We start from the raw sequence: 19,845 nt of genomic DNA, 5'->3' as shown, positions 1-19,845 counted from the left end.
CGGCTTACGCGGCGGAGTTCTGGGTCAGCAGAGTGGTCAGCCAGCGGAAGTTGGTGCCGTCGCCGGCCTGTATGGCGCTTTCCACCACCTGCATCGCGGTGGCCGGATCCCAGGGGTCCGGCACCGCGGCGGCGGCGTCCATGCCGGAATCGGCCTGCCCCACGTCCTGGGCGAACAGGGTGACCGCACCGACGCCGAGCCGCACCGCGGGCTGGGCGTTCGGCACCACCCCGGCGCCGTCGGCGGCGGAGACGCCGCCCTCCCCCACCCCGTTCAGGGTTTCCAGCATCGCCGCGAACTGGCCGGCCAGCGCACCCGCCTGCCTGGACGCACCCGTCCCCTTGCGCTCCAGGACGTCTTCCGCCCGGATGCGCATGGCTTGCGTGGCCTCGCTGTTGGCCATCATCGACATGGGAGGATCCCCTGCGGCTAGTGGCGAACCGCAGGGACACACGCAAAAATCACGCCATCAACACGGCTGATGGACCGCAAGGGTCAGGGCCGGGCCTGCGACGATTTGCCCGGCAAAAATTTCCCAGCGGCCCGGCAGAACTTGCCCAGGGCCCGGCAAGGCTTGCCGGGCTGGTGGAGTGGCCGAGTCGTGGCCGATCAGTCGCGGAAGTTCTGGTACTGCAGGGGCTGTTCGATGCCCAGACGCTTGACCAGGGCGATGGCGTCCTGCAGGTCGTCGCGCTTCTTGCCCGTCACCCGCAATTCGTCGCCCTGGATCGAGACCTGGACCTTCATCTTGCTGTCCTTGATCCCCTTGACGATGGTCTTCGCCAGATCCTGCGCGATTCCCTGCTTGATCGTGACGGCCTGGCGCAGCGCGTCACCGGCCGCCCGCTCCGGCTTGGCGGAGAAGTCGAGCGCCGCGGCATCCAGCTTGCGGCGGGTCACGTAGACGCGCAGCAACTCCTGCATCTGCTCCAGCTTGGTGGCGTCGTCGGCCAGCAGAACGATCTCGTTCTCGGTCCGCTCGATCGTGCATTTGGAGCCCTTGAAATCGAACCGGGTCTCGATCTCGCGACGGACGCCGGAGATGGCGTTGTCGACCTCGTGGACGTCCGTCTTGGACACGATGTCGAAGGACGGCATGGCGGCTCTCTCCCTGATAGGACTTCTCTTGAACGAATCCGGCACACCGTAAAGAAGACGGCCGCCGCACTCAACAGCCGCCTTCCCCGACAGGCACGCCGCCCGGTTCAGTTCATCTCTTCCGCGTAATGGCATGCGACCAGCCGCTCGTCGACCGGGCGCAGCGTCGGAACCTCCGCGGCGCAGCGCCCGGTGGCGAAGGGGCAGCGCTTGTGGAACGCGCAGCCCGGCGGCGGGTTCAGCGGCGACGGCAGCTCGCCCTTCGGCACCACCCGCTCCACCCGCAGGTCCGGGTTCACCCGCGGCGTCGCCGCCAGCAGGATGCGGGTGTAGGGATGGCGCGGCCGGGTGAAGACCACGTCCTTGGCGCCATGCTCCACCGGCTTGCCCAGATACATCACCATCAGCGAATCGGCGATGTGCCGCACCACGCTGAGGTCGTGGGAGATGAACAGGTAGGCGAGGTTCAGCTCCTCCTGCAGATCCATCATCAGGTTCAGCACCTGCGCCTGGATCGACACGTCGAGCGCCGACACCGGCTCGTCCGCCACGACGACGCGCGGGTTCAGCATCAGCGCGCGCGCGATGGCGATGCGCTGGCGCTGGCCGCCGGAGAACATGTGCGGATAGCGGTCGACCTGATCGGGCCGCAGGCCGACCTTCCCCATCATGGCCACCGCGCGGTCGCGCCGCTCGTGCTTGTCCATGGCGGTGTTGATCACCAGCGGCTCGGCCAGGATGGATCCCACCGTCTTGCGCGGGTTCAGCGAGCCGTAGGGGTTCTGGAAGACCATCTGCACCGTGCGGCGCAGTTCCTTCATCTCCGCCGCGCTGCGCCCGACCACGTCGCGGCCGTCATAATGCAGTTCGCCCGAGGTCGGCGGCTCGATCATGGTGACGGAGCGGGCGAGCGTCGACTTGCCGCAGCCCGATTCGCCGACCACGGCCAGCGTCTTGCCGGCCTGCAGGCGGAAGGACACGCCGTCCAGCGCCTTCACCGTCGCCATCGGCTTGAAGGCGCCGCGCTTGACGGCATAGTATTTGCGCAGGTCGCGGGCCTCCAGCACGACCGCACGGTCGGCCTCGGCCTCGACGATGGGGGCCCCGGTGAACGGGGTTGCGGTTTCGGTGCTCATCACAGCGCCTCCCCGGCGGCGGGATGGCCGTCCGGCAGCGGGTAGAAACAGCGCGCGCGCCCGTCGTCCACGTCGGACAGGGCCGGGCGCTCGGCGCGGCAGCGGGCGTCGGCGAAGCGGCAGCGCGGGCTGAACAGGCAGCCGGCCGGCCGGTCGGCGATGCCCGGCACCATGCCGGGAATGGTCGGCAGCCGGCGCTTGCCCAGCGCCCGTTCCGGCAGGGCGTCGAGCAGGGCGCCGGTGTAGGGATGGCGCGGCCGCTCGAACAGGGAATGGACGGGGCGCGTCTCCGCCACCTGCCCGGCATACATGACGACGACGCGCTGGGCCGTCTCCGCCACCACGCCCATGTCGTGGGTGATCAGGATCAGCGCCATGCCGCGCTCGCGCTGCAGCTGGACCAGCAGGTCGAGGATCTGCTTCTGGATGGTGACGTCCAGCGCCGTCGTCGGCTCGTCCGCCACCAGCAGGCGCGGATTGCAGGCGATGGCGATGGCGATCATCACGCGCTGGTTCATGCCGCCCGACAGCTGGTGCGGGAAGGCGGACAGCCGGGTTTCCGGCGCCGGGATGCCGACCTGCTCCAGCAGCGCGATGGCGCGGTTGCGCAGAGCCTTGCCGGACAGCCCCTCATGGACGCGCAGCGTCTCCATGATCTGGAAGCCGACGGTGAAGCAGGGGTTGAGGCTGGTCATCGGCTCCTGGAAGACCATGGCCACGTCCTTGCCGGTGATCTTCCGGCGCTGGGCGGCGGGCATGGTCAGCAGGTCCTTGCCGGCGAACATCATCCGGTCGGCGACCACCCGGCCGTTGGAGCCGAGAAGCCCCATCACGGCCAGCGAGGTCACGGACTTGCCGGAACCGGATTCGCCGACGATGCCGACGACCTCGCCCTCGTCCACGGTCAGGTCGATGCCGTCCACCGCGCGGAAGGTGCCGGCGCGGGTGGTGAACTCGACCGACAGGTTCTTGATGTCGAGAAGAGGCATGGGGTCAACGCTTCAGCTTGGGGTCGAGCGCGTCGCGAAGACCGTCGCCCAACAGATTGAAGGCCAGCACGGTCACCAGGATGGCGATGCCGGGCCAGGTCACGACCCAGGGGGCGCGCTGGAGGAACTGCAGCGAGGAGGCCAGCATGGTTCCCCATTCCGGCGTCGGCGGCTGCGCGCCGAGGCCGAGGAAGCCCAGGGCGGCGGCGTCCAGGATGGCGGTGGAGAAGCCCAGCGTCGCCTGCACGATCAGCGGCGCCAGGCAGTTCGGCAGCACCACGATCAGCATCAGGCGCAGCGGCCCGGCCCCGGCGACGCGCGAGGCGACCACATAATCCTTGTTCACCTCCGCCATCACGGCGGCGCGGGTCAGGCGGGCATAGTGCGGGATCACCACCACCGACACCGCCAGCATGGCGTTCACCAGCCCCGGCCCGAGGATGGCGGCCACCACCACGGCCAGCAGCAGCGAGGGCAGCGCCAGCAGGATGTCCATGGCGCGCATGATCAGCACGTCGGCGATCCCGCCGAAGAAGCCGGCGATCAGGCCCAGCCCCAGACCGACGGCCAGCGACAGGGTGACGACGATCAGGCCGATCATCATCGACAGCCGGGCGCCGTACATCAGGCGGGACAGCATGTCTCGGCCGATGTCGTCGGTGCCCAGGATGAAGCTCCAGTTCCCGCCCTCCTGCCAGACCGGCGGAGTCAGGATGGCGTCGCGGTACTGGACATCGGGATCGTGCGGGGCGATGACGCCGGCGAAGATGGCGGTCAGCGCGATCAGCACGATCACCACCAGACCGGCCAGCGCGCCCTTGTTCTGCCGGAAGTGATACCAGAACTCGGTCAGCGGATGCGGCGGAGTTGAGGCCGCGGCCGTATCCGGGGTGGCGGGCTCTGCGTTGGTCGAGATTTCAGCGGACATGGATTGGCCTCACCGCGCGTGACGGATGCGGGGGTTGAGGACGCCGTAGAGCACGTCCACCAGCAGGTTGACCAGGATCACCGACGTGGCGATCAGCAGGATGCCGCCCTGAAGGGCGGGATAGTCGCGGCGGTTGATCGATTCGATCAGCCATTTGCCGACCCCCGGCCAGGAGAAGATGGTTTCGGTCAGGATGGCGCCGCCCAGCAGCGTGCCGACCTGCAGGCCGATGACGGTCACCACCGGGATCAGCGCGTTGCGCAGCGCATGCATGCCGATGACCCGGCCGTCGGCCAGCCCCTTGGCGCGGGCGGTGCGGATGTAATCCTCGCCAAGCACCTCCAGCATGGCCGAGCGCGTCATGCGCGCCACCACGGCCAGCGGCACGGTGCCCAGCACGATGGTCGGCAGCACCAGATGGCTCAGCGCGGAGCGGAAGGCCTCGTACTCTCCGGCCATCAGCGTGTCGATCAGCATGAAGCCGGTGACCGGCTCGACGTAATGGATCAGGCCCAGGCGCCCCGACACCGGGGTCCAGCCCAGCCCGACCGAGAAGAACAGGATCAGCAGCAGGCCCCACCAGAAGATCGGCATCGAATAGCCGGTCAGGCTGGCGCCCATCACGCCGTGGTCGAACAGCGATCCGCGTTTCACCGCCGCCAGGATGCCGGCCGGCAACCCCACCAGCGTCGCGAACAGCATGGCGCAGAGCGCCAGTTCGAGCGTCGCCGGGAACAGGGTCAGGAATTCGCTCAACACGGTATTGTGGGTGACGAGCGACAGCCCGAAATCGCCGGACAGCACGTTTCCGACATAGTCGAGGAATTGTTGCCAGAGCGGCCGGTCCAGACCCAGTTCATGGCGAAGGGCGGCCAGCCGTTCGGGGGCGATGCCCCGTTCGCCGACGCGCACCTCGATGGGGTCGCCGGGTACCAGCCGGATCAGGATGAAGGTCAGAAAGGTGATGCCGAGAAAGGTCGGAATCACCAAGCTCACCCGCGTCAGGATGAAGCGAAGCATCGACGGGTACTCGTTTTTTAAAACTATGGTGAAAACCAGAACGGAGCGCTGCCTTGACAACGCCCCGTTCCGTCAGGGGCACTTGCCCCGCCCAGTCCCGTCCCCGCTTTCGCGGAGGCGGGTATGCAACTCATTTCAAAAGTCAGGAGGCGCGGCGGGCGCGCCCCCCTCATTCCTTTCCGCAAGCCCGACCTGCCGGGCATGCGGTCCGCATCACTTCAGGTCGACGCCTTGGAAGCGATGGACGCCGAACGGATCCATCTTGTAGCCGACGACGTTCTTGGCGAGGCCCATGTAAACCACCGAGTGGGCGATGGTGTACCAGGGGGCCTCTTCCTTGAAGATGACCTGGGCCTGTTCGTACAGCTTGGTGCGCGCGTCGACGTCGGTGGTGCGCTTGGCCTGGACGACGAGATCGTCGAACTCCTTGTTGCACCACTTCGAAAGGTTGCTGCCGCCCGGACGCGCCGCCTCGCAACCCAGCAGGTTGTAGAGGAAGTTGTCGGGATCGCCGTTGTCGCCGGTCCAGCCGAGCATGCCCATCTGGTGCTCGCCCTGCTGCATGCGCTTGCGGTACTCACCCCATTCGTACTGCACGATCTTCGCCTTGATGCCGATCTTGGCGAGGTCGGCCTGCATCATCTCGGCGATGCGCTTGGCGTTGGGGTTGTACGGGCGCTGCACCGGCATCGCCCACAGGTCGGTCTCGAAGCCGTTCGGATAGCCGGCGTCGGCCAGCAGCTTCTTCGCCCGCTCGACGTCGTACGGATAGTCCTCGATCGAGTTGTTGTACGACCACATGGTCGGCGGAATCGGGTTCTTGGCCGGGACGCCGGCGGCCTGATAGACCGCGTCGACCGTCGCCTTCTTGTCCAACGCCATGCTGACGGCGCGGCGGACGCGGACGTCGTCGAACGGCTTCTTCGTCACGTTGAAGGAAAGGTAACCGACGTTTAGGCCTTCCTGCTCCTGAACGACGATCGAGCTGTCCTTCTTCATCGCGTCGATGTCGGCCGGGTTCGGGTACGGCATGACGTGGCACTCGCCGGCCTTCAGCTTGGCCAGGCGGACCGCCGCGTCCGGCGTGATCGCGAAGACGAGATTGTCCAGCGGCTGACGGCCGCCCCAGAACTGCTCGAACGCCTTGTAGCGGACGACGGCGTCCTTCTGGTAGGCGACGAACTGGAACGGGCCGGTGCCGACCGGAACCTGATCCAGCTTCTCCGGCGTGCCCTTCTTCTGCAGCATCGCCGCGTATTCGGCCGACATGATCGGCGCGAACGGCATGGCGAGGTTGGCCAGGAACGGCGCCTCGACCGCGTTCAGCGTGAACCGGACCGTCAGGTCGTCAACCTTCTCGATCGACTTCAACAGCTTGGGCATCGCCATGTCGTTGAAGTAGTCGTAGGAGCCGCCCGACACCTTGTGGAAGGGATGTTCCGGCTTCCACTGGCGCTCGAACGAGAAGATCACGTCGTCGGCGTTGGCATCGCGCGTCGGCTTGAAATCGCCGACGCTGTGCCACTTGGCACCGGCGCGCAGTTTGAAGGTATAGACCAGCCCGTCGTCGGAGACGGTCCAGCTTTCGGCCAGGCCGGGAACGACCTTGGTGCCGCCATGCTCGAACTGGACGAGGTTGTTGTAGACCGGGAGGGCAACGTCGAAGCTGGTGCCGGTCGTATTCAACATGGGGTTGAAGTTTTCGGGGCTGCCCTCGGAGCAGTAAACAAGGGTCTTGGCCGCCTGGGCCGGCGCCGACAGCGCCAGCGCCGCGGACATGCCAAGCGCGGCACCCAGTAGGATGCGCTTCATTCGTCTTGCCTCCCGATTCCGGTTAAAGCGTACGGAAATTTCGCCAGAACGCCATTGGAAATAGCGTCGCCATTTGGCGCGTGCCAAAGGCACCTGTCAATGTCAACATGCATACGTGGCTATACCGTGGCGCAGAGCAAATTTTGTCTGGCCAATACGTCCGTATGGACATATTTCCGTCCCCCAAAAGGAAATAGTTGCAAAGCCAACAATCCGGTTGACCGAATCGATAGAGTTCTGACGTGGCGAATCAGGATGTCCGGGTGGGCATCGGCGCGTGTACCCGCAGCCGACGGGATCCTGGCGGCTGCCATGCACAGCCGCCGTGAAGACCGGCACCGGGCGCCATGCTAGGTTCGGTTGCGCCATTCATGGAACTCACTTCCGGATACCGAACGGTCGATGCCGCTTCCGAGCCTTCCAGCCTTCCTGCGCTCCGGCCCGTTGGCCGCCTACAGCCTCTACATCGTCGGATCGGCGCTGCTGGCGTCCAACCCGGTGGTCGGCCGGGCGGCGGCCGATGTCGTTCCGCCGATCGGGCTGGCCTTCTGGCGCTGGCTGATCGCCTTCCTGATCGTGCTGCCCTTCGCCCTGTCCGGCCTGCTGGCCCATCGCCACCGGCTGAGGGAGCAGTGGCGCCATTATCTGCTGCTGGGCGTGCTGGGACAGGGGATTTCCGGCGCCATCGTCTATTACGGGCTGGCGCAGACCAGCGCCACAAACGCCAGCCTGATCTACGCCACCAGCCCGGCGATGATCCTGGCGCTGGCCGCCCTCTGGCTGGGCGATGCGATCCGGCCGCGGCAGATCGTCGGCATCCTGCTGGCGATGGCCGGCGTCCTGGTGATCCTGACCCGCGGCGATCTGGAGGCGCTGCGCCACCTGTCTTTCAATGTCGGCGACCTTCTGGTGCTGACGGGAGCGGTGTCCTGGTCGGTCTACACCATCCTGCTTCGGCAATCGGGCACGCCGCTGCCGGTGCTCACCGCCTTCGCCGCCAACGCCCTGGCCGGCGTCCTGGTGCTGGCGCCCTTCTATGCGTGGGAGACGGTGGCGGTGCGGCCGGTGCCCTTCACGGTTTCCACCATCCTGTCGATCGTGGCGGTGGCGCTGTTCGCCTCGGTCCTGGCGCTGCTGGCCTATCAGAAGACCATCGCGATGATGGGCGCCGCCCGCGCCTCCACCGCGCTGTATGTCTCGCCCCTGTGGGCGGCGCTGGCCTCCTGGTTTCTGCTGGCGGAGCCGCTGCAGGGTTTTCACCTGATGGGGGTTCTTCTGGTCCTGCCCGGCGTCATGCTGGCCACCCTGCCCTCCCGCAAGCCGCAAGCGCGGGCGGCGTCCGAAGCCGCTTGATCGGCACCGCCGACCCGCCCATCCTGGCCGGACCCGACCGTCCCCGTCCCGATCCGGCCATGCCCCTGAACACCCCGACCCCGCTCCTGCTCTGTGCCGACGACTACGGGCTTGCCCCCGGCGTGAATGCCGCAATTCGCGACCTGATCGCGCGCGGCCGGGTCACCGCCACCTCGGTCATGAGCCTCTGCCCGCATTGGCGGACCGACGCCGCGGCCCTGCGCGGCCTGAAGGACAAGGCGGATGTCGGACTGCACTTCACCCTGACCGACCAGCCGCCGCTGGGGCCGATGCCGGTGCTGGCGCCGGATGGGCGGCTGCCGCCGCTGGGGCGGCTGATGGGGTGGGCCTATCGCGGGAAACTGGACGGGCCGGCCGCGCGGGCCGAAATCCGGGACGAACTGTCACGCCAGATCGCCGCCTTCACCGACGCCTGGGGTGCCGCCCCCGACTACATCGACGGTCACCAGCACGTCCACCAACTGCCCGGCGTGCGCGACGCGGTGGTGGAGGCGCTGGCGGCATTGCCCGGCGCCTATGTCCGCCTGTGCGGCGAACCGCTCGCGGCGGTCCTGCGTCGCCGGGTCGCGGTGCCGAAGGCCCTGCTGATCGGCGGACTCGGCGGCGGTCTGGCCCGCATGGCGCGGGCGCGCGGCATTCCGGCCAACGACCGCTTCGCCGGTGTCTACGACTTCGCCGGCAGCCGGCCCTTCGCCGAACTGATGCCGCGCTTCCTGGAGGGTATCGGCGGCCGGCCCCTGGTGATGGTCCATCCCGGCCTGCCCGACGAGGAACTGCGCCGGGTCGACGGTCTGGTCGAGCCGCGGCGCGCCGAATACGACTATCTCGGCGGGCCGGAGTTCGCCGCCCTGCTGGAGCGGCGCAACATCCGGCTGACCCGCTTCGCCGGCCTGTCGCCGCGCCGGGCCTTCGCCGGATAGGCGCCGTTACTCGGCCTCGTCCGGCTGCCAGGCGCGGCGGCGCAGCTTGAAGCGCTGGACCTTGCCGGTTTCCGTCCGCGGCAGGGCGTCGAGGAACTCCACCGCGCGCGGATATTTGTAGGGCGCGATGTGGTCCTTGACGAAGCTCTGCAGCTCCTCGGCCAGACGCTCGTCGGGATAGACGCCGTCGCGCAGCACGACGAAGGCCTTGGGGATGGTGCCGCGCACGGGATCGGGCGCGGCGATCACCGCGCATTCCTGCACCGCCTCGTGGCTCAGCAGGATGTTCTCGACCTCCAGGCCGGAGATCTTGTAGCCGGCCGAGACGATCAGGTCGTCGGTGCGGGCGTGATACCAGAAGAAGCCGTCCTCATCGACGTGGAAGGCGTCGCCGGTCAGGTTCCAGCCCTGCTGGACATAGCTTTCCTGCCGGGGATCGTCGAGATAGAGGCAGCCGGTCGCCCCGCGCACGGCCAGCCGGCCGACCTGTCCGGGCGGCAGCTGGCGGAACTGGTCGTCGACCACCATCGCCTCGTATCCCGGCACCGGCTTGCCGGTGGAGCCGGGCCGGACATCGCCGGGCACGGCGTGGAGCACCGCGTTCAGCATCTCGGTGGTGCCCAGGCTGTCGAGGATCTGCAGCCCCGTCGCATCGCGCCAGCCCTCGAAGGTCTGCTGGGGCAGCGGCTCCCCGGCTGAAACGCAGAGCCGCAGGGACGCCAGCCCCTTCGCCAGCGCCGGGTCGGCGGCCATCCGGCCGATCATGCCGCGGTAGACGGTGGGCACGGTGAACATCACCGTCGCCTTGTGACGGTTCACCGCCTCCAGCAGCCGGTCCGCGGTTCCGCGTTCCAGCAGGATGACGGAGGCGCCGATGCGCAGCGGAAAAAGCAGCAGACCGCCCAGCCCATAGGCGAAGGCCAGCGTCGGCGAGCCGCAGAACACGTCGTCCGGCCCCGTCCCCAGCACCGAACGCGGCGACAGATCGGTGATCGCCAGCAGATGGCGGTGCAGATGGGCAGCCGCCTTCGGCGTGCCGGTGGTACCGGAGGTGAAGGCGATCAGCGCGACGTCGTCCTGCGCCGTATCGGCGGGCTGGAAGCCGGCCGGCTTGGTGGCGATGCGGTGCTCAAGCTCGCCGTCGCGGAAGCCGACGATGCGCAGCGACGGCAGCGCCGCCTCTTCCAGATCGTCGAGGAAATGGGTGTCGCACAGCGCCATGTCGATCGCCGCGCGCTTCAGCACGTCGGCCAACTCGGTCGCGCGCAGCAGCGGCATGGTCGGCACCAGCACGCCGCCGGCCTTGATCACCGCCAGCCAGCAGGCGGCCAGCATCGGCGTGTTGGGACCGCGCAGCAGCACCCGATTGCCGGTGACCAGCCCGTAATCCTCGGTCAGGACGCGGGCGATGCGGTCGACGGTGTCGCGCATCCGCCCATAGCTCCACACCTCCCCGTCGCCGCCGATCAGGCAGGGGCGGTCGTCCCAGCCGCGCTCGCGCCAGCCGTCGATCAGGGCGGAGGCGGCGTTGAGGCGTTCGGGATATTGGAGTTCGGGGCGTTCGAGAATCAGGTCGGGGCGCTGGGACGGCGCCGGCAATCGGTCGCGGGTGAAACTGTCGAGATGCCCTGAGGGCAGCATGCGCCGGGATGCCTCCGCCCGCTGGATGACGGTGGGAACGGGGCCGGCGTAATCGGTAAGCGGGTCGCCCCGCCACACGCGCGGTTCAGACACGGCCATGCCGTCGGCCGGCGCAAAAGCGCATCCCTTCATGGGCAATGCTCCATTTCCCCCCGCAGAGGACGCACGAATACGCCTCCGTCTTGTCTTTATGATCAGACTATAGTGCCAGGGAAGGTTTGGGAGCCATGCAACGAACGAATGGTGGGTGTACCATCAATCGCCATTCATGCCGGGGCAAGTGATCGAAAACGCCTGTTTTCCGTTGGTAAGACGCACGTTTCGCAACGAAAGTATAGGGTCGGGCCAGAAAAACTTATCCGTTCTGCAAATAAAGGTCGATCTCGCCCTGCTCCATGACATGGGCGGTGCCGTGGATGATTCCGTTCGCCACCTGAATGATGCGGTGGATCATCGCAACGGAGGTCTGGCAGTCCATCCGCAGCTTATCGGGGTCGCCGCTGTCGATGTCGGTTCCGATCCGCTCCAGCGTGTGGGCGATCACCTGATGGGCCTGGGCGATGGTGTCCTCGAAGGGGCGGCGGAACTTGGACGGCACATGGCCGTAGGCCTCGATCGCCAGTTCCTTGTCGGAAAATCCGCTGTCGCGGAAATGCTCGGCATAGCTCTTCGGCTGCCAGATTCGGCATTCATCCAGCATGTCCGGCATATCCGGAATCATCTCGATCAGCATCACGATTTCGTTGAAGTGATTGAGATAATCGGTCGCGAGCAGGGTCTTTTCGGAGATGTTGGTCCCGCGCACGCGATCCCGCCACCGGGCGAAGTCCGACAGTTCATCCGGCGGAATGCCGTCCATCAGGGACCGATCCAACTCTTGGTCTTCCATGCACAAACCCGGACCCGATGCGGCAGCTAGCGGTGCTTTGGCGCGGCGTTTCGGCGCGACATCCCGGCCGGAGGACCGGAACGGATCGGCCGCTCCTCCGTACCGAAGGCACACTTCAACGGTGAAGCGATGTCCTTAACGTTGCATTAAACGCGTTGCAAGCACCGGGTTGCGAAAGTCCCCTATTGACGCGCGGATATGGCGGATTCGCCGGCCGAGGGCAAAAAATCGCCGCCGGCGCCGGTTCGCATGCAGCGGCGGCGCCCGGCGGCGAAAGGGACTGGCGGTTCAGGGAGGAATCACACCATTGCCCGTTCCAACACGACCACCGCCGGTTGGTTCCCGCAGCTTCCGATCGGATTTGCGCCCTCATATCGGTTGCAAAGAAAAAAGCGCCGGCCTGGGGGAAGGCCGGCGCTTTCGAGGATCGGGAACACTCGCCTCGTCCTCGAAGGCACATCGCCTGAGGACAATGCCAGAGTAGCCCGCTAAGTCTTTCAGAACGGTTAAGGCTTCTACTCCGCCACCCCTTACGCGGGGGTGGTCATAGGCCGCTTTTCCAAGCGGACGGCACCTGTCCTCCCGGTTTTCATACCATGCATAGAGAGTAATCCCTAAACGGTATCTCGAATAATTCTTTCGGGTTCACTCCCGTTAGGCCGTGGACTGCGCCATATGAATTTGACCGTTGCAGGCCGGGATGCGTCAGTCTGTGGTTCGAGGCAGCGTCGATGGCACTGGGGCTTTCAACGGCACCTTCAACGCCATCGCCCGCCGCAATCGCCGTGGGACACGCAAACCGGGTAAGGAGCGCCGCTGCCGGGCAACCGGGCGGCACAACGGGCAGGACGCCAGGAACACGCGCCGCAGAAAGGCACGGGGAGTAGAGATGGAGCAGTACACCGGTCACTTCATGCAGCATTTGCCCTACCTGCGCCGCTATGCCCGCGCGCTGACCGGGACGAACGGGCGGGGGGACGCCTTGGTGACCCGCACCCTGGAATGGTACCTGGAGGCGGACGAGGACGAGACCGGCCGTGGCGACGATCTGTCCCGCGGCGCGCTCTACCGCCATCTGAACAAGCTTCAGGATGAAGACGGCGCGTCGCCGGCGGTCGCCCCCTATCATCCGGTCGAATCCGCGCTGATGACGCTGGACGAGACCGACCGGCGGCTTTACCTGCTGGTCAATCTGGAGGATCTGCCGGTGGGTGACGCCGCCGCCGTCCTGGAGCTTGCTCCGGAAGAGGCGCTGGAGCGGCTGACCCACGCCCGCGAGCGCGTCCGCGCCCGCCTGACCGCCACCATTCTGATCGTGGAGGATGACGCCATCATCGCCTACGATCTGGCGGAAACGGTTCGCGGCATGGGCCACATCGTCTGCGGCAACGCGGCGACGATGGACGAGGCGCTGTCGCTGGCGGCGGAGCACCGGCCGACGCTGGCGCTGATGGACATCCGGCTGGCCGACGGCGACAACGGGCTGGAGGTGGCGCGCGAGTTGCGCTCCCGCCGATTCCTGCCGGTGATCTTCGTCACCGCCTTCCCCGACGATCTGGCCAAGCACGGGCTGGAGCATCTGGGACCGGTGATCCCGAAGCCCTTCACCCGCGACCAGATCGAACAGGCGATCACCCGCGCGGTGTTCATGCCGCAGCCGGAGGACGCCCGCGAGACGGCGCAGCCCCACTGATGCCGCCGAGGGTAAGGTCTCTGACTTGCGCTCGGCGGTAAGGGGCGCGACTGCGGCCCCGCACCCGGCCAGGCGTCAGCGGAAGACGACGGTCTTGTTGCCGTTCAGCAGCACGCGGTGCTCCACGTGGTAGCGGACGGCGCGGGCCAGCACGATGTTCTCGATGTCGCGCCCGATGGCCACCAGGTCGTCGGGCGTCATCGTATGGTCGACGCGTTCGGCCTCCTGCTCGATGATCGGGCCTTCGTCGAGGTTCGAGGTGACGTAGTGCGCGGTGGCGCCGATCAGCTTCACGCCGCGGGCATGGGCCTGATGATAGGGCTTGGCGCCCTTGAAGCTGGGCAGGAAGCTGTGGTGGATGTTGATGACCCGACCGGCCATCCGCTCGCACAGCGCACCCGACAGCACCTGCATGTAGCGGGCGAGCACCACGAGGTCGACCTTCTCCTCCTCCACGATCTCCAGCAGGCGGGCTTCCTGCTGCGCCTTGTTGTCGGGGCTGACCGGCAGGTGGTGGAACGGAATGTTGTGCCAGGCCGCCAGCTGGTAGAAGTCCCGGTGGTTGGAGACGATCGCCGGGATCTCGATCGGCAGGTAGCCGGTGCGGTAGCGGTACAGCAGGTCGTTCAGGCAATGGCCGAACTTCGACACCATGATCAGCACGCGCGGGCGGCGCCGGGCGTCGTGGATCTTCCAGGTCATGCCGAAGCGCTCCGCCACCTGGGCGGCGAACTCGGCCTCCAGCTGCTGCTTCGTCGGCCCGGCGGCGCTGCCGTTGAAGCTGACGCGCATGAAGAACAGGCCGGAGATGCGGTCGCCGAACTGCGCACTGTCGATGATGTTGCAGCTCCGCTCCGCCAGGAAGCCGGACACCGCGAAGACGATGCCGACGGTGTCGGGGCAGGAAACGGTGAGGATATAGTCGGAGCCGGTCTCAGACATCGCGCGTCCACCATGACGTACAGCATGAAAAGGGGGAGGCTTCCCTAGCACGAACGCCGCGATGTTGCACCCGCTTCATGAACGGTCCCGCACATGGCTGCACCGTCGGGCGGGATTGGGCCGGGAAGACGGCGGCCCCACGCGGCTCTGGCGCCCACTGCCCGGCGGTGCGACAATCGGTACCGCAGTCAACGGTCGGCAGAAACGGGACGGGGTCGCTCCATGGTATCCGGCGGAAAGATCATCGGCGAATACGGCAAGGGCAAGGTCGACAAGCTGCTGACGGCCGACGCCGCCGACAGCAGCCGCAGCCAGCGCATCCGCCGCTTCCTGGAAAACATGGATGCCGCGATCCTCGAGGCCAACTGCGAGGTCATCGGGCGCGAACTGCCGAACCTGAACCGGGACTCCTTCCTGCGGATGGCGGTGCGGGTCGCCGAGTTGCGCGCCGACTACATCCGCGCCGGCCTGCATATGTCGGAAACCCGCCACCCGGAACCAGCCGCCGTCGCCGAACTCGCCCGCCTGCGCACGGCATACGAGGAAATGCTGGCGGTGTACGAGGCGGCGGAACGTGTGATCGAACGCGGATACGCCAAGCTGGGGTGACCCCGACAGACCCCCGGAAACAAAAATCCCCTCCCCCGCGGCCTTGCGGAGAAGGGGAGCGACCGGTCGCTTCCGACCCGGCCACATCGAATTCAGCGGCGGCCTGTCTCCGCGGGTCAGACGTCGCGGAAGTGTTCCAACTCACGCCGCAGACTGGTTGCTTCCTGCCTTAGGCCGACGATCCGGCGGGGGTCAGGTTTCGGCTGCTGTTCCTCGCGTTCGAGCTCGCCCTCGACTTCGAGCTGCTCTTGCCGGATGATGTTGAACAGGGCTTTCCTCAACATCGACACCTCCCGAGCTGATCGCTAAAATTTTAGCGCTTTTTCAAACTTCCATCAAGCAACCAATCACGTCTGTCGAATCCTAGCCCATTCAAGTCTGCCCGTACGACCGGGCGCCCACAAATATTCAGAAATGGTAACCTGCCCGGCCTTGACAATACTTATGCGCGCCCGCATTGGTTAACGAATCGGGGTAGAGCAACGGACAGGGCGAACGCACCTCGCAGCCCTCCCTCCACTTGCAGCACGGTATTTTTCGCCATGGATCGTCGACAGCTGCTTGGGCTCGGGCTGAGCAAGCTTTGGTTAACCGCGTTCGGCACGGCCGGGCTCGCGCTGGCGCAGCCGCTCTCGTCCTCGCCCGCCCTCGGCCAGCAACGGCCGGAGCGCAAGCCGTCCACCGGCGCTTCGCCGCGATCCGCTCCGCCGTCCCGACTGGTGATGCTCGATCCCGGTCACGGCGGCGCCGACCCCGGCGCCATCGGCACCCGCGGCACCCGCGAGAAGGTGGTGACGCTGGACATCGCCCGCGAGGTCGCACGCCTGCTGACCGAGCGGCACGGCATCGCGGCGAAGATGACCCGGCGCGACGACCGCTTCCTGGCGCTGGACGAACGGGTGGCGTTGACGCGCAAGGCCGGGGCCGACCTGTTCGTGTCGATCCACGCCGACAGCGCTCCCAACGCGGATGCCCGCGGCATGTCGGCCTACATCCTGTCCGAAAAGGCCTCCGACGCCTTCGCCTCCCGTCTTGCCCAGCAGGAGAACGAGGCGGACCGATTCGGCAAGCGGGGAACCGGCGGCGGCAACCGCATCGTCAAGGACATCCTGATGGACCTGACGGCACGCCACACCCGCCATGCCTCACTGGCCGCCCGCCAGATGCTGGTGGAAGGGGCGGGGAAGGAGCTTCGCCTGCTCGACAACCCGATGCGCGCGGCGAATTTCGCGGTGCTGAGGGCGCCGGACGTGCCGTCGGTGCTGGTGGAGACCGGCTTCCTGTCCAACCCGAAGGACGAGGAAATCCTGAGCAATCCCGCGGCGCGCCGGGTGGTTTCCCGCGTCCTGGCCCGAGAAATCGCGGGCGTGCTTTCCAGCCCAGCTTTCGCCTGAATTTGCCCTGAGACTGCCTGAAGCGTTGCGGCGAACATCCCTTCGCAGCTGCAGCGACTGCAACATCCGTGCATCACCCGGGGACAAAGTGACGATGACTGGTGAAGGCTCCGTATTTCCCCATTGCAAACACCGTTCCGCCGTGACTTTTTCCGGCCGCGCGCCGCAATCGCCCGGCGCTCGGCACGCTGGCGAAGGGAGGCACGCTGTGACGGGTTTGAGCCGCCTTGGGACATTGTTCGCGCTCGCCTGCACGGCCGGGATTTCACTGGCCGGCTGCGGGCCTCTGCTGCTCGGCACCGCCGGCGGCGCCGCGGTCGTCGCATCGCAGGAGCGCGGCCTCGGCGGCTTCGTCAGCGACACCGAAATCCGCGCCCGCATCAATTCGCTGTGGCTGCAGCATTCGATCGACATGACCAACCGGATCGGGTTGACCGTCGACCAGGGCCGCGTGCTGCTGACCGGCCGCGCCGCCGACCCGCAGATGCGGCTCGACGCGGTGCGCCTCGTCTGGCAGGTGCAGGGCGTCACGGAAGTCATCAACGAGATCCAGATCGACAACGGCTCCAGCATCGTCGACACCGCGCGCGACACCTGGATTTCAACCCAGATTCGCAGCCGGATCACGTTCGATGTCGATATTCGTAGCCAGAACTACAGCATCGATACCGTCGATAGCGTTGTCTATCTGATGGGTGTCGCCAAATCCCAGGAAGAGCTGGACAGCGCAATCCAGCACGCCCGTTCGGTACCCAACGTTCAACGCGTCGTCAGCTACGTCCGTCTGCTCTCAAACCTCCAGGGTTGAAACCCGACCGCCATGGCCTCCGCCCTTTCCCACGCCCTCGCCGCGCTCCGCACCGCCACCGTCGCCGCCGCCCTGATCCTGCCGGCGGCGGTCGCGGCCGGTCCCGTTCTGGCGCAGGACGAGGCGATGGTCCGGGCCGCGACGCCGGCCCCGGCGGGAATGCCGATGCCGGAGGCCGCGACGGCGGTTGCCGTGACGCAGGAAGGCGGCGGGGCGGACAACCCGACCGCCGGCACGCCCGGCCCGGCCAACCGCCTGTTCGTCCAGGCGCTGCAGTTGATCCGGCAGGCCGACAACACCTTCGACGGCACCGAGGAGGCCCGCCTGCTGAAGGAGGCGGACAAGCTGTTCAACGAGATCGTGACGAAGTACCCCGACAGCCCGCTGGCGGTGCAGCTCGTCACCAACCAGTTCGTCGGCGATTTCGACTTCTACGATTTCCGTTCGAGAATCCGGGCGCTGGTCTGCAACGACGCGCTGGGCAGCCTGTGCTTCCTCCACCGCATCGGCGAGATGCTGCCGCCGGTGGAAACGCCGATCAACGCCGCCCGCTGGGACTGGCTGTCGCTGGCCGTCGCCTACCAGCAGCTGGGCGATCCCGGCCGCGCCAAGGAGATCATGGCTCCCTTCGTCAGCGCGGTGCGCCGCGGCGGCGTCGCCGACAGCTCCGGCCAGGATCTGTTCGTCGCCCGCGCGCTGTCGCTGATGGGGCAGACGCCGCTGGCGCTCGACATCACCCGGCAGATCAACGACTGCTCGACACGCATCTACAACCTCGCCGACATCGCCAAGGCGGCGGCGTGGCGCGGCGACTCCGCGCTGACCAATACGCTGGCGGACGAGGCCAAGAACTACGCCTCCAGCCACAACTGCTCCTGGGAGCTGGGTCTGGTCGCCCAGTCGCTGCTGCGCGCCGGCAAGGAGGCGCAGGCCCGCACCCTGTTCCTGAACACGGTCGAGACGCAGTTCTCCAAATTCAGGGAAACCCGCGGCGACTGCTGCCCGCCGGAACTGGCGGTTGCCGCCGCCGAGATCGGCGAGCCGAAGCTGGCGCTGGGCCTGCTCACCACCGTGCAGGACGAGAATCCCTGGACCATCCCCGCCGTGCTGGGGCGGCTGGCCAAGCGCGGTGAGACGGGCATGGCCGTCGCCTATGCCGAGCAGGTGGCCGACATCGACACCCGCGGCGAGGCTTTCGCGGAGCTGGTCGAGGCCGCGATGAAGCGCGGCGACCCGGCCGCCGCCAACGACCTGATGAACCGCCTGAACAAGCTGGTCGACGATGCCGCCGGCCGCCGGCCGGGTTTGCTGGCGCAGCGGGCCAAGGCGGAAAAGGCCTTCTACAACGACGACCGCTGGCGCCGCAGCTTCCAGCTGGCGATCAACGCGGCCGAGAGGGCCAGCAACTTCGTCCGCCGCGACATCGGCGCTCCGCTGCTGGCCGCGCTGGTCCGCATCGAAACCGGAATGCCGATGCTGGACTGAGGGCGATGGATTGAGGGGGCGGCCCCCTCAGCCCACCGCCAGCACGATCTTGCCGACATGCTGGTTGCTCTCCATCAGCCGGTGGGCGTCGGCGGCCCGTTCCAGCGGAAACACCTCGTGGACGACCGGCTTGATCCGCCCTTCGGCGATCAGCGGCCAGACGCGGGCCTTCAACTGCTCGGCCACCGCCTTCTTGTAGGCGACCGGACGCGCCCGCAGGGTGGAGCCGGTCAGCACCAGGCGCTTGGTCATGACGGGGAAGAAGTTCACGGTCGCCGTCGCCCCGCGCACGAAGCCGATGCAGACATAGCGTCCCTCCACCGCAAGCGCGTCGATGCTGCGGGCGACGTAATCGCCGCCGACGATGTCGAGCACGACGTTCACGCCCGTGCCGCCGGTCGCATCCTTCACCACGGCGGCGAAATCCTCCGTGCCGTAGTCGATGGCCCGCTCGGCACCCAGCCGGACACAGGCCGCGCATTTGTCGGCGCCGCGGGCGGTGGCGAAGACCCGTGCGCCGAAGGCGGCGCCCAGTTGGATCGCCGTGGTGCCGATGCCCGACGTGCCGCCATGAACCAGAAGCGCCTCGCCGGGCTGGAGGGCGCCACGCTCGAACACATTCGACCAGACGGTGAAGAAGGTTTCCGGCAGGGCCGCCGCCTCGGCCATCGTCAGGCCGGCGGGGATCGGCAGGCATTGGGCGGCGGGCACGACACAGAACCCGGCATAGCCGCCGCCGGCCAGCAGGGCGCAGACCGGATCGCCGACGGCCCAGCCCTCCACCCCCTCGCCCAGCGCGTCGACGGTGCCGGCGACCTCCAGCCCGGGGATGTCGCTGATGCCCGGCGGCGGGTTGTACTTGCCGAGCCGCTGCAGCACGTCCGGCCGGTTGACGCCGGCGGCCTGGACCGCGATGCGGATCTCGCCGGGGGCCGGGTCGGGAACCGGACGGCGCGTCGGGACCAGCACCTCCGGCTTGCCGGGCTGGCTCACTTCGATCGCCGTCATGCTTCTGGACTCTGTCATTCGGATCGCTCCCCTGCCCTGTCGTCGTGATGGGTTTGGCAGCACTGTGTCGTCGCGGCGGATTGCCCGTCCACGCGGCGA

The 19,845-nt window shown here is 67.3% G+C and carries 19 protein-coding genes; 7 read left to right on the top strand and 12 right to left on the bottom strand.

The features are described 5' to 3' along the window. Positions 1–4 precede the first annotated feature (4 nt). The 7 genes from DM194_RS16140 to DM194_RS16110 all read right to left on the bottom strand — a co-directional run bounded on the left by DM194_RS16140 (position 5) and on the right by DM194_RS16110 (position 6,983). Complete coding sequence (locus DM194_RS16140) at positions 5–412, bottom strand: hypothetical protein (protein WP_111068558.1); 408 nt, start codon at positions 410–412, stop codon at positions 5–7. Between the two features lie 197 nt (positions 413–609). Further along, positions 610–1,098 (bottom strand): YajQ family cyclic di-GMP-binding protein, encoded by a 489-nt coding sequence (locus DM194_RS16135; RefSeq protein WP_111068557.1) that lies wholly within the window; start codon positions 1,096–1,098, stop codon positions 610–612. A gap of 107 nt (positions 1,099–1,205) precedes the next feature. After that, complete coding sequence (locus DM194_RS16130) at positions 1,206–2,234, bottom strand: peptide ABC transporter ATP-binding protein (RefSeq protein ID WP_246024357.1); 1,029 nt, start codon at positions 2,232–2,234, stop codon at positions 1,206–1,208. Further along, a complete protein-coding gene (locus tag DM194_RS16125) occupies positions 2,234–3,223 on the bottom strand; it encodes an ABC transporter ATP-binding protein (RefSeq protein ID WP_111068556.1) in 990 nt (329 codons plus the stop codon). Before DM194_RS16125 ends, DM194_RS16130 begins: the two co-directional genes overlap by 1 nt. A 4-nt stretch (positions 3,224–3,227) precedes the next feature. Beyond that, positions 3,228–4,151, bottom strand: a complete 924-nt coding sequence (locus DM194_RS16120; RefSeq protein WP_176581444.1) for an ABC transporter permease subunit — start codon at positions 4,149–4,151, stop codon at positions 3,228–3,230. Positions 4,152–4,160: 9 nt separating this feature from the next. Further along, positions 4,161–5,171: an ABC transporter permease subunit gene (locus tag DM194_RS16115; RefSeq protein WP_111068555.1), complete on the bottom strand. Its 1,011-nt coding sequence runs from the start codon at positions 5,169–5,171 to the stop codon at positions 4,161–4,163. Between the two features lie 213 nt (positions 5,172–5,384). Then, positions 5,385–6,983: an ABC transporter substrate-binding protein gene (locus DM194_RS16110; protein WP_111068554.1), complete on the bottom strand. Its 1,599-nt coding sequence runs from the start codon at positions 6,981–6,983 to the stop codon at positions 5,385–5,387. A 402-nt stretch (positions 6,984–7,385) separates the two neighbouring features. On the opposite strand from DM194_RS16110, the gene DM194_RS16105 reads away from it, so the two are divergent. Both DM194_RS16105 and DM194_RS16100 read left to right on the top strand, forming a co-directional pair. Further along, on the top strand, positions 7,386–8,336 hold the full coding sequence (locus tag DM194_RS16105) for a DMT family transporter (protein WP_111068553.1): 951 nt from the start codon (positions 7,386–7,388) through the stop codon (positions 8,334–8,336). After that, the gene (locus DM194_RS16100; protein ID WP_111068552.1) at positions 8,333–9,277 is read left to right on the top strand and encodes a ChbG/HpnK family deacetylase; all 945 of its coding nucleotides are present in this window, start codon (positions 8,333–8,335) and stop codon (positions 9,275–9,277) included. The genes DM194_RS16105 and DM194_RS16100 overlap by 4 nt, the downstream gene beginning before the upstream one ends. Before the next feature lie 6 nt (positions 9,278–9,283). Here DM194_RS16100 and DM194_RS16095 read toward each other — a convergent pair whose 3' ends face one another. Beyond that, positions 9,284–10,918, bottom strand: a complete 1,635-nt coding sequence (locus DM194_RS16095) for an AMP-binding protein (protein ID WP_111068711.1) — start codon at positions 10,916–10,918, stop codon at positions 9,284–9,286. A 355-nt stretch (positions 10,919–11,273) separates the two neighbouring features. Further along, the gene (locus DM194_RS16090; RefSeq protein WP_111068551.1) at positions 11,274–11,777 is read right to left on the bottom strand and encodes a hypothetical protein; all 504 of its coding nucleotides are present in this window, start codon (positions 11,775–11,777) and stop codon (positions 11,274–11,276) included. A gap of 919 nt (positions 11,778–12,696) precedes the next feature. Here DM194_RS16090 and DM194_RS16085 point away from each other — a divergent pair. Beyond that, entirely contained in the window at positions 12,697–13,500 is an 804-nt protein-coding gene (locus DM194_RS16085) for a response regulator (RefSeq protein ID WP_111068550.1), read from the top strand. Between the two features lie 75 nt (positions 13,501–13,575). On the opposite strand, the gene purU is transcribed toward DM194_RS16085, so the two are convergent. Next, the gene (gene purU, locus DM194_RS16080; RefSeq protein ID WP_111068549.1) at positions 13,576–14,442 is read right to left on the bottom strand and encodes a formyltetrahydrofolate deformylase; all 867 of its coding nucleotides are present in this window, start codon (positions 14,440–14,442) and stop codon (positions 13,576–13,578) included. A gap of 222 nt (positions 14,443–14,664) precedes the next feature. Between purU and DM194_RS16075 the strand changes: the two genes are divergently transcribed. Further along, positions 14,665–15,051 carry a hypothetical protein gene (locus tag DM194_RS16075; RefSeq protein ID WP_111068548.1) on the top strand — a complete coding sequence of 129 codons (387 nt, stop codon included), beginning with the start codon at positions 14,665–14,667 and terminating at the stop codon, positions 15,049–15,051. A 116-nt stretch (positions 15,052–15,167) separates the two neighbouring features. On the opposite strand, the gene DM194_RS28465 is transcribed toward DM194_RS16075, so the two are convergent. Beyond that, complete coding sequence (locus tag DM194_RS28465) at positions 15,168–15,335, bottom strand: hypothetical protein (RefSeq protein WP_176581443.1); 168 nt, start codon at positions 15,333–15,335, stop codon at positions 15,168–15,170. 258 nt (positions 15,336–15,593) lie between these two features. Here DM194_RS28465 and DM194_RS16070 point away from each other — a divergent pair, with 258 nt between their 5' ends. The 3 genes from DM194_RS16070 to DM194_RS16060 all read left to right on the top strand — a co-directional run bounded on the left by DM194_RS16070 (position 15,594) and on the right by DM194_RS16060 (position 18,738). Beyond that, positions 15,594–16,445, top strand: a complete 852-nt coding sequence (locus tag DM194_RS16070; protein WP_111068547.1) for an N-acetylmuramoyl-L-alanine amidase family protein — start codon at positions 15,594–15,596, stop codon at positions 16,443–16,445. A gap of 208 nt (positions 16,446–16,653) precedes the next feature. Further along, positions 16,654–17,253 (top strand): BON domain-containing protein, encoded by a 600-nt coding sequence (locus DM194_RS16065; protein ID WP_111068546.1) that lies wholly within the window; start codon positions 16,654–16,656, stop codon positions 17,251–17,253. Positions 17,254–17,265: 12 nt separating this feature from the next. After that, positions 17,266–18,738 (top strand): hypothetical protein, encoded by a 1,473-nt coding sequence (locus DM194_RS16060; protein ID WP_111068545.1) that lies wholly within the window; start codon positions 17,266–17,268, stop codon positions 18,736–18,738. A gap of 27 nt (positions 18,739–18,765) precedes the next feature. Here the strand turns inward: DM194_RS16060 and DM194_RS16055 are convergent, their stop codons facing one another. After that, positions 18,766–19,764, bottom strand: a complete 999-nt coding sequence (locus tag DM194_RS16055) for an NAD(P)H-quinone oxidoreductase (protein ID WP_111068544.1) — start codon at positions 19,762–19,764, stop codon at positions 18,766–18,768. Between the last annotated feature and the right edge of the window lie 81 nt (positions 19,765–19,845).

Source organism: Azospirillum ramasamyi (assembly GCF_003233655.1).
GTDB lineage: Bacteria > Pseudomonadota > Alphaproteobacteria > Azospirillales > Azospirillaceae > Azospirillum > Azospirillum ramasamyi.
The sequence above is the reverse complement of the archived record's forward strand: the minus strand, read 5'-3'. Positions and strand labels throughout refer to the sequence as shown.

What these genes read in the sequence shown, in the direction of transcription:
- DM194_RS16140 (WP_111068558.1), bottom strand. Translation starts at nt 412, where the DNA reads ATGTCGATGATGGCCAACAGCGAGGCCACGCAAGCCATGCGCATCCGG.
- DM194_RS16135 (WP_111068557.1), bottom strand. Translation starts at nt 1,098, where the DNA reads ATGCCGTCCTTCGACATCGTGTCCAAGACGGACGTCCACGAGGTCGAC.
- DM194_RS16130 (WP_246024357.1), bottom strand. Translation starts at nt 2,234, where the DNA reads ATGAGCACCGAAACCGCAACCCCGTTCACCGGGGCCCCCATCGTCGAG.
- DM194_RS16125 (WP_111068556.1), bottom strand. Translation starts at nt 3,223, where the DNA reads ATGCCTCTTCTCGACATCAAGAACCTGTCGGTCGAGTTCACCACCCGC.
- DM194_RS16120 (WP_176581444.1), bottom strand. Translation starts at nt 4,151, where the DNA reads ATGTCCGCTGAAATCTCGACCAACGCAGAGCCCGCCACCCCGGATACG.
- DM194_RS16115 (WP_111068555.1), bottom strand. Translation starts at nt 5,171, where the DNA reads ATGCTTCGCTTCATCCTGACGCGGGTGAGCTTGGTGATTCCGACCTTT.
- DM194_RS16110 (WP_111068554.1), bottom strand. Translation starts at nt 6,983, where the DNA reads ATGAAGCGCATCCTACTGGGTGCCGCGCTTGGCATGTCCGCGGCGCTG.
- DM194_RS16105 (WP_111068553.1), top strand. Translation starts at nt 7,386, where the DNA reads ATGCCGCTTCCGAGCCTTCCAGCCTTCCTGCGCTCCGGCCCGTTGGCC.
- DM194_RS16095 (WP_111068711.1), bottom strand. Translation starts at nt 10,918, where the DNA reads ATGCTGCCCTCAGGGCATCTCGACAGTTTCACCCGCGACCGATTGCCG.
- DM194_RS16090 (WP_111068551.1), bottom strand. Translation starts at nt 11,777, where the DNA reads ATGGACGGCATTCCGCCGGATGAACTGTCGGACTTCGCCCGGTGGCGG.
- DM194_RS16085 (WP_111068550.1), top strand. Translation starts at nt 12,697, where the DNA reads ATGGAGCAGTACACCGGTCACTTCATGCAGCATTTGCCCTACCTGCGC.
- purU (WP_111068549.1), bottom strand. Translation starts at nt 14,442, where the DNA reads ATGTCTGAGACCGGCTCCGACTATATCCTCACCGTTTCCTGCCCCGAC.
- DM194_RS16075 (WP_111068548.1), top strand. Translation starts at nt 14,665, where the DNA reads ATGGTATCCGGCGGAAAGATCATCGGCGAATACGGCAAGGGCAAGGTC.
- DM194_RS28465 (WP_176581443.1), bottom strand. Translation starts at nt 15,335, where the DNA reads ATGTTGAGGAAAGCCCTGTTCAACATCATCCGGCAAGAGCAGCTCGAA.
- DM194_RS16070 (WP_111068547.1), top strand. Translation starts at nt 15,594, where the DNA reads ATGGATCGTCGACAGCTGCTTGGGCTCGGGCTGAGCAAGCTTTGGTTA.
- DM194_RS16060 (WP_111068545.1), top strand. Translation starts at nt 17,266, where the DNA reads ATGGCCTCCGCCCTTTCCCACGCCCTCGCCGCGCTCCGCACCGCCACC.
- DM194_RS16055 (WP_111068544.1), bottom strand. Translation starts at nt 19,764, where the DNA reads ATGACAGAGTCCAGAAGCATGACGGCGATCGAAGTGAGCCAGCCCGGC.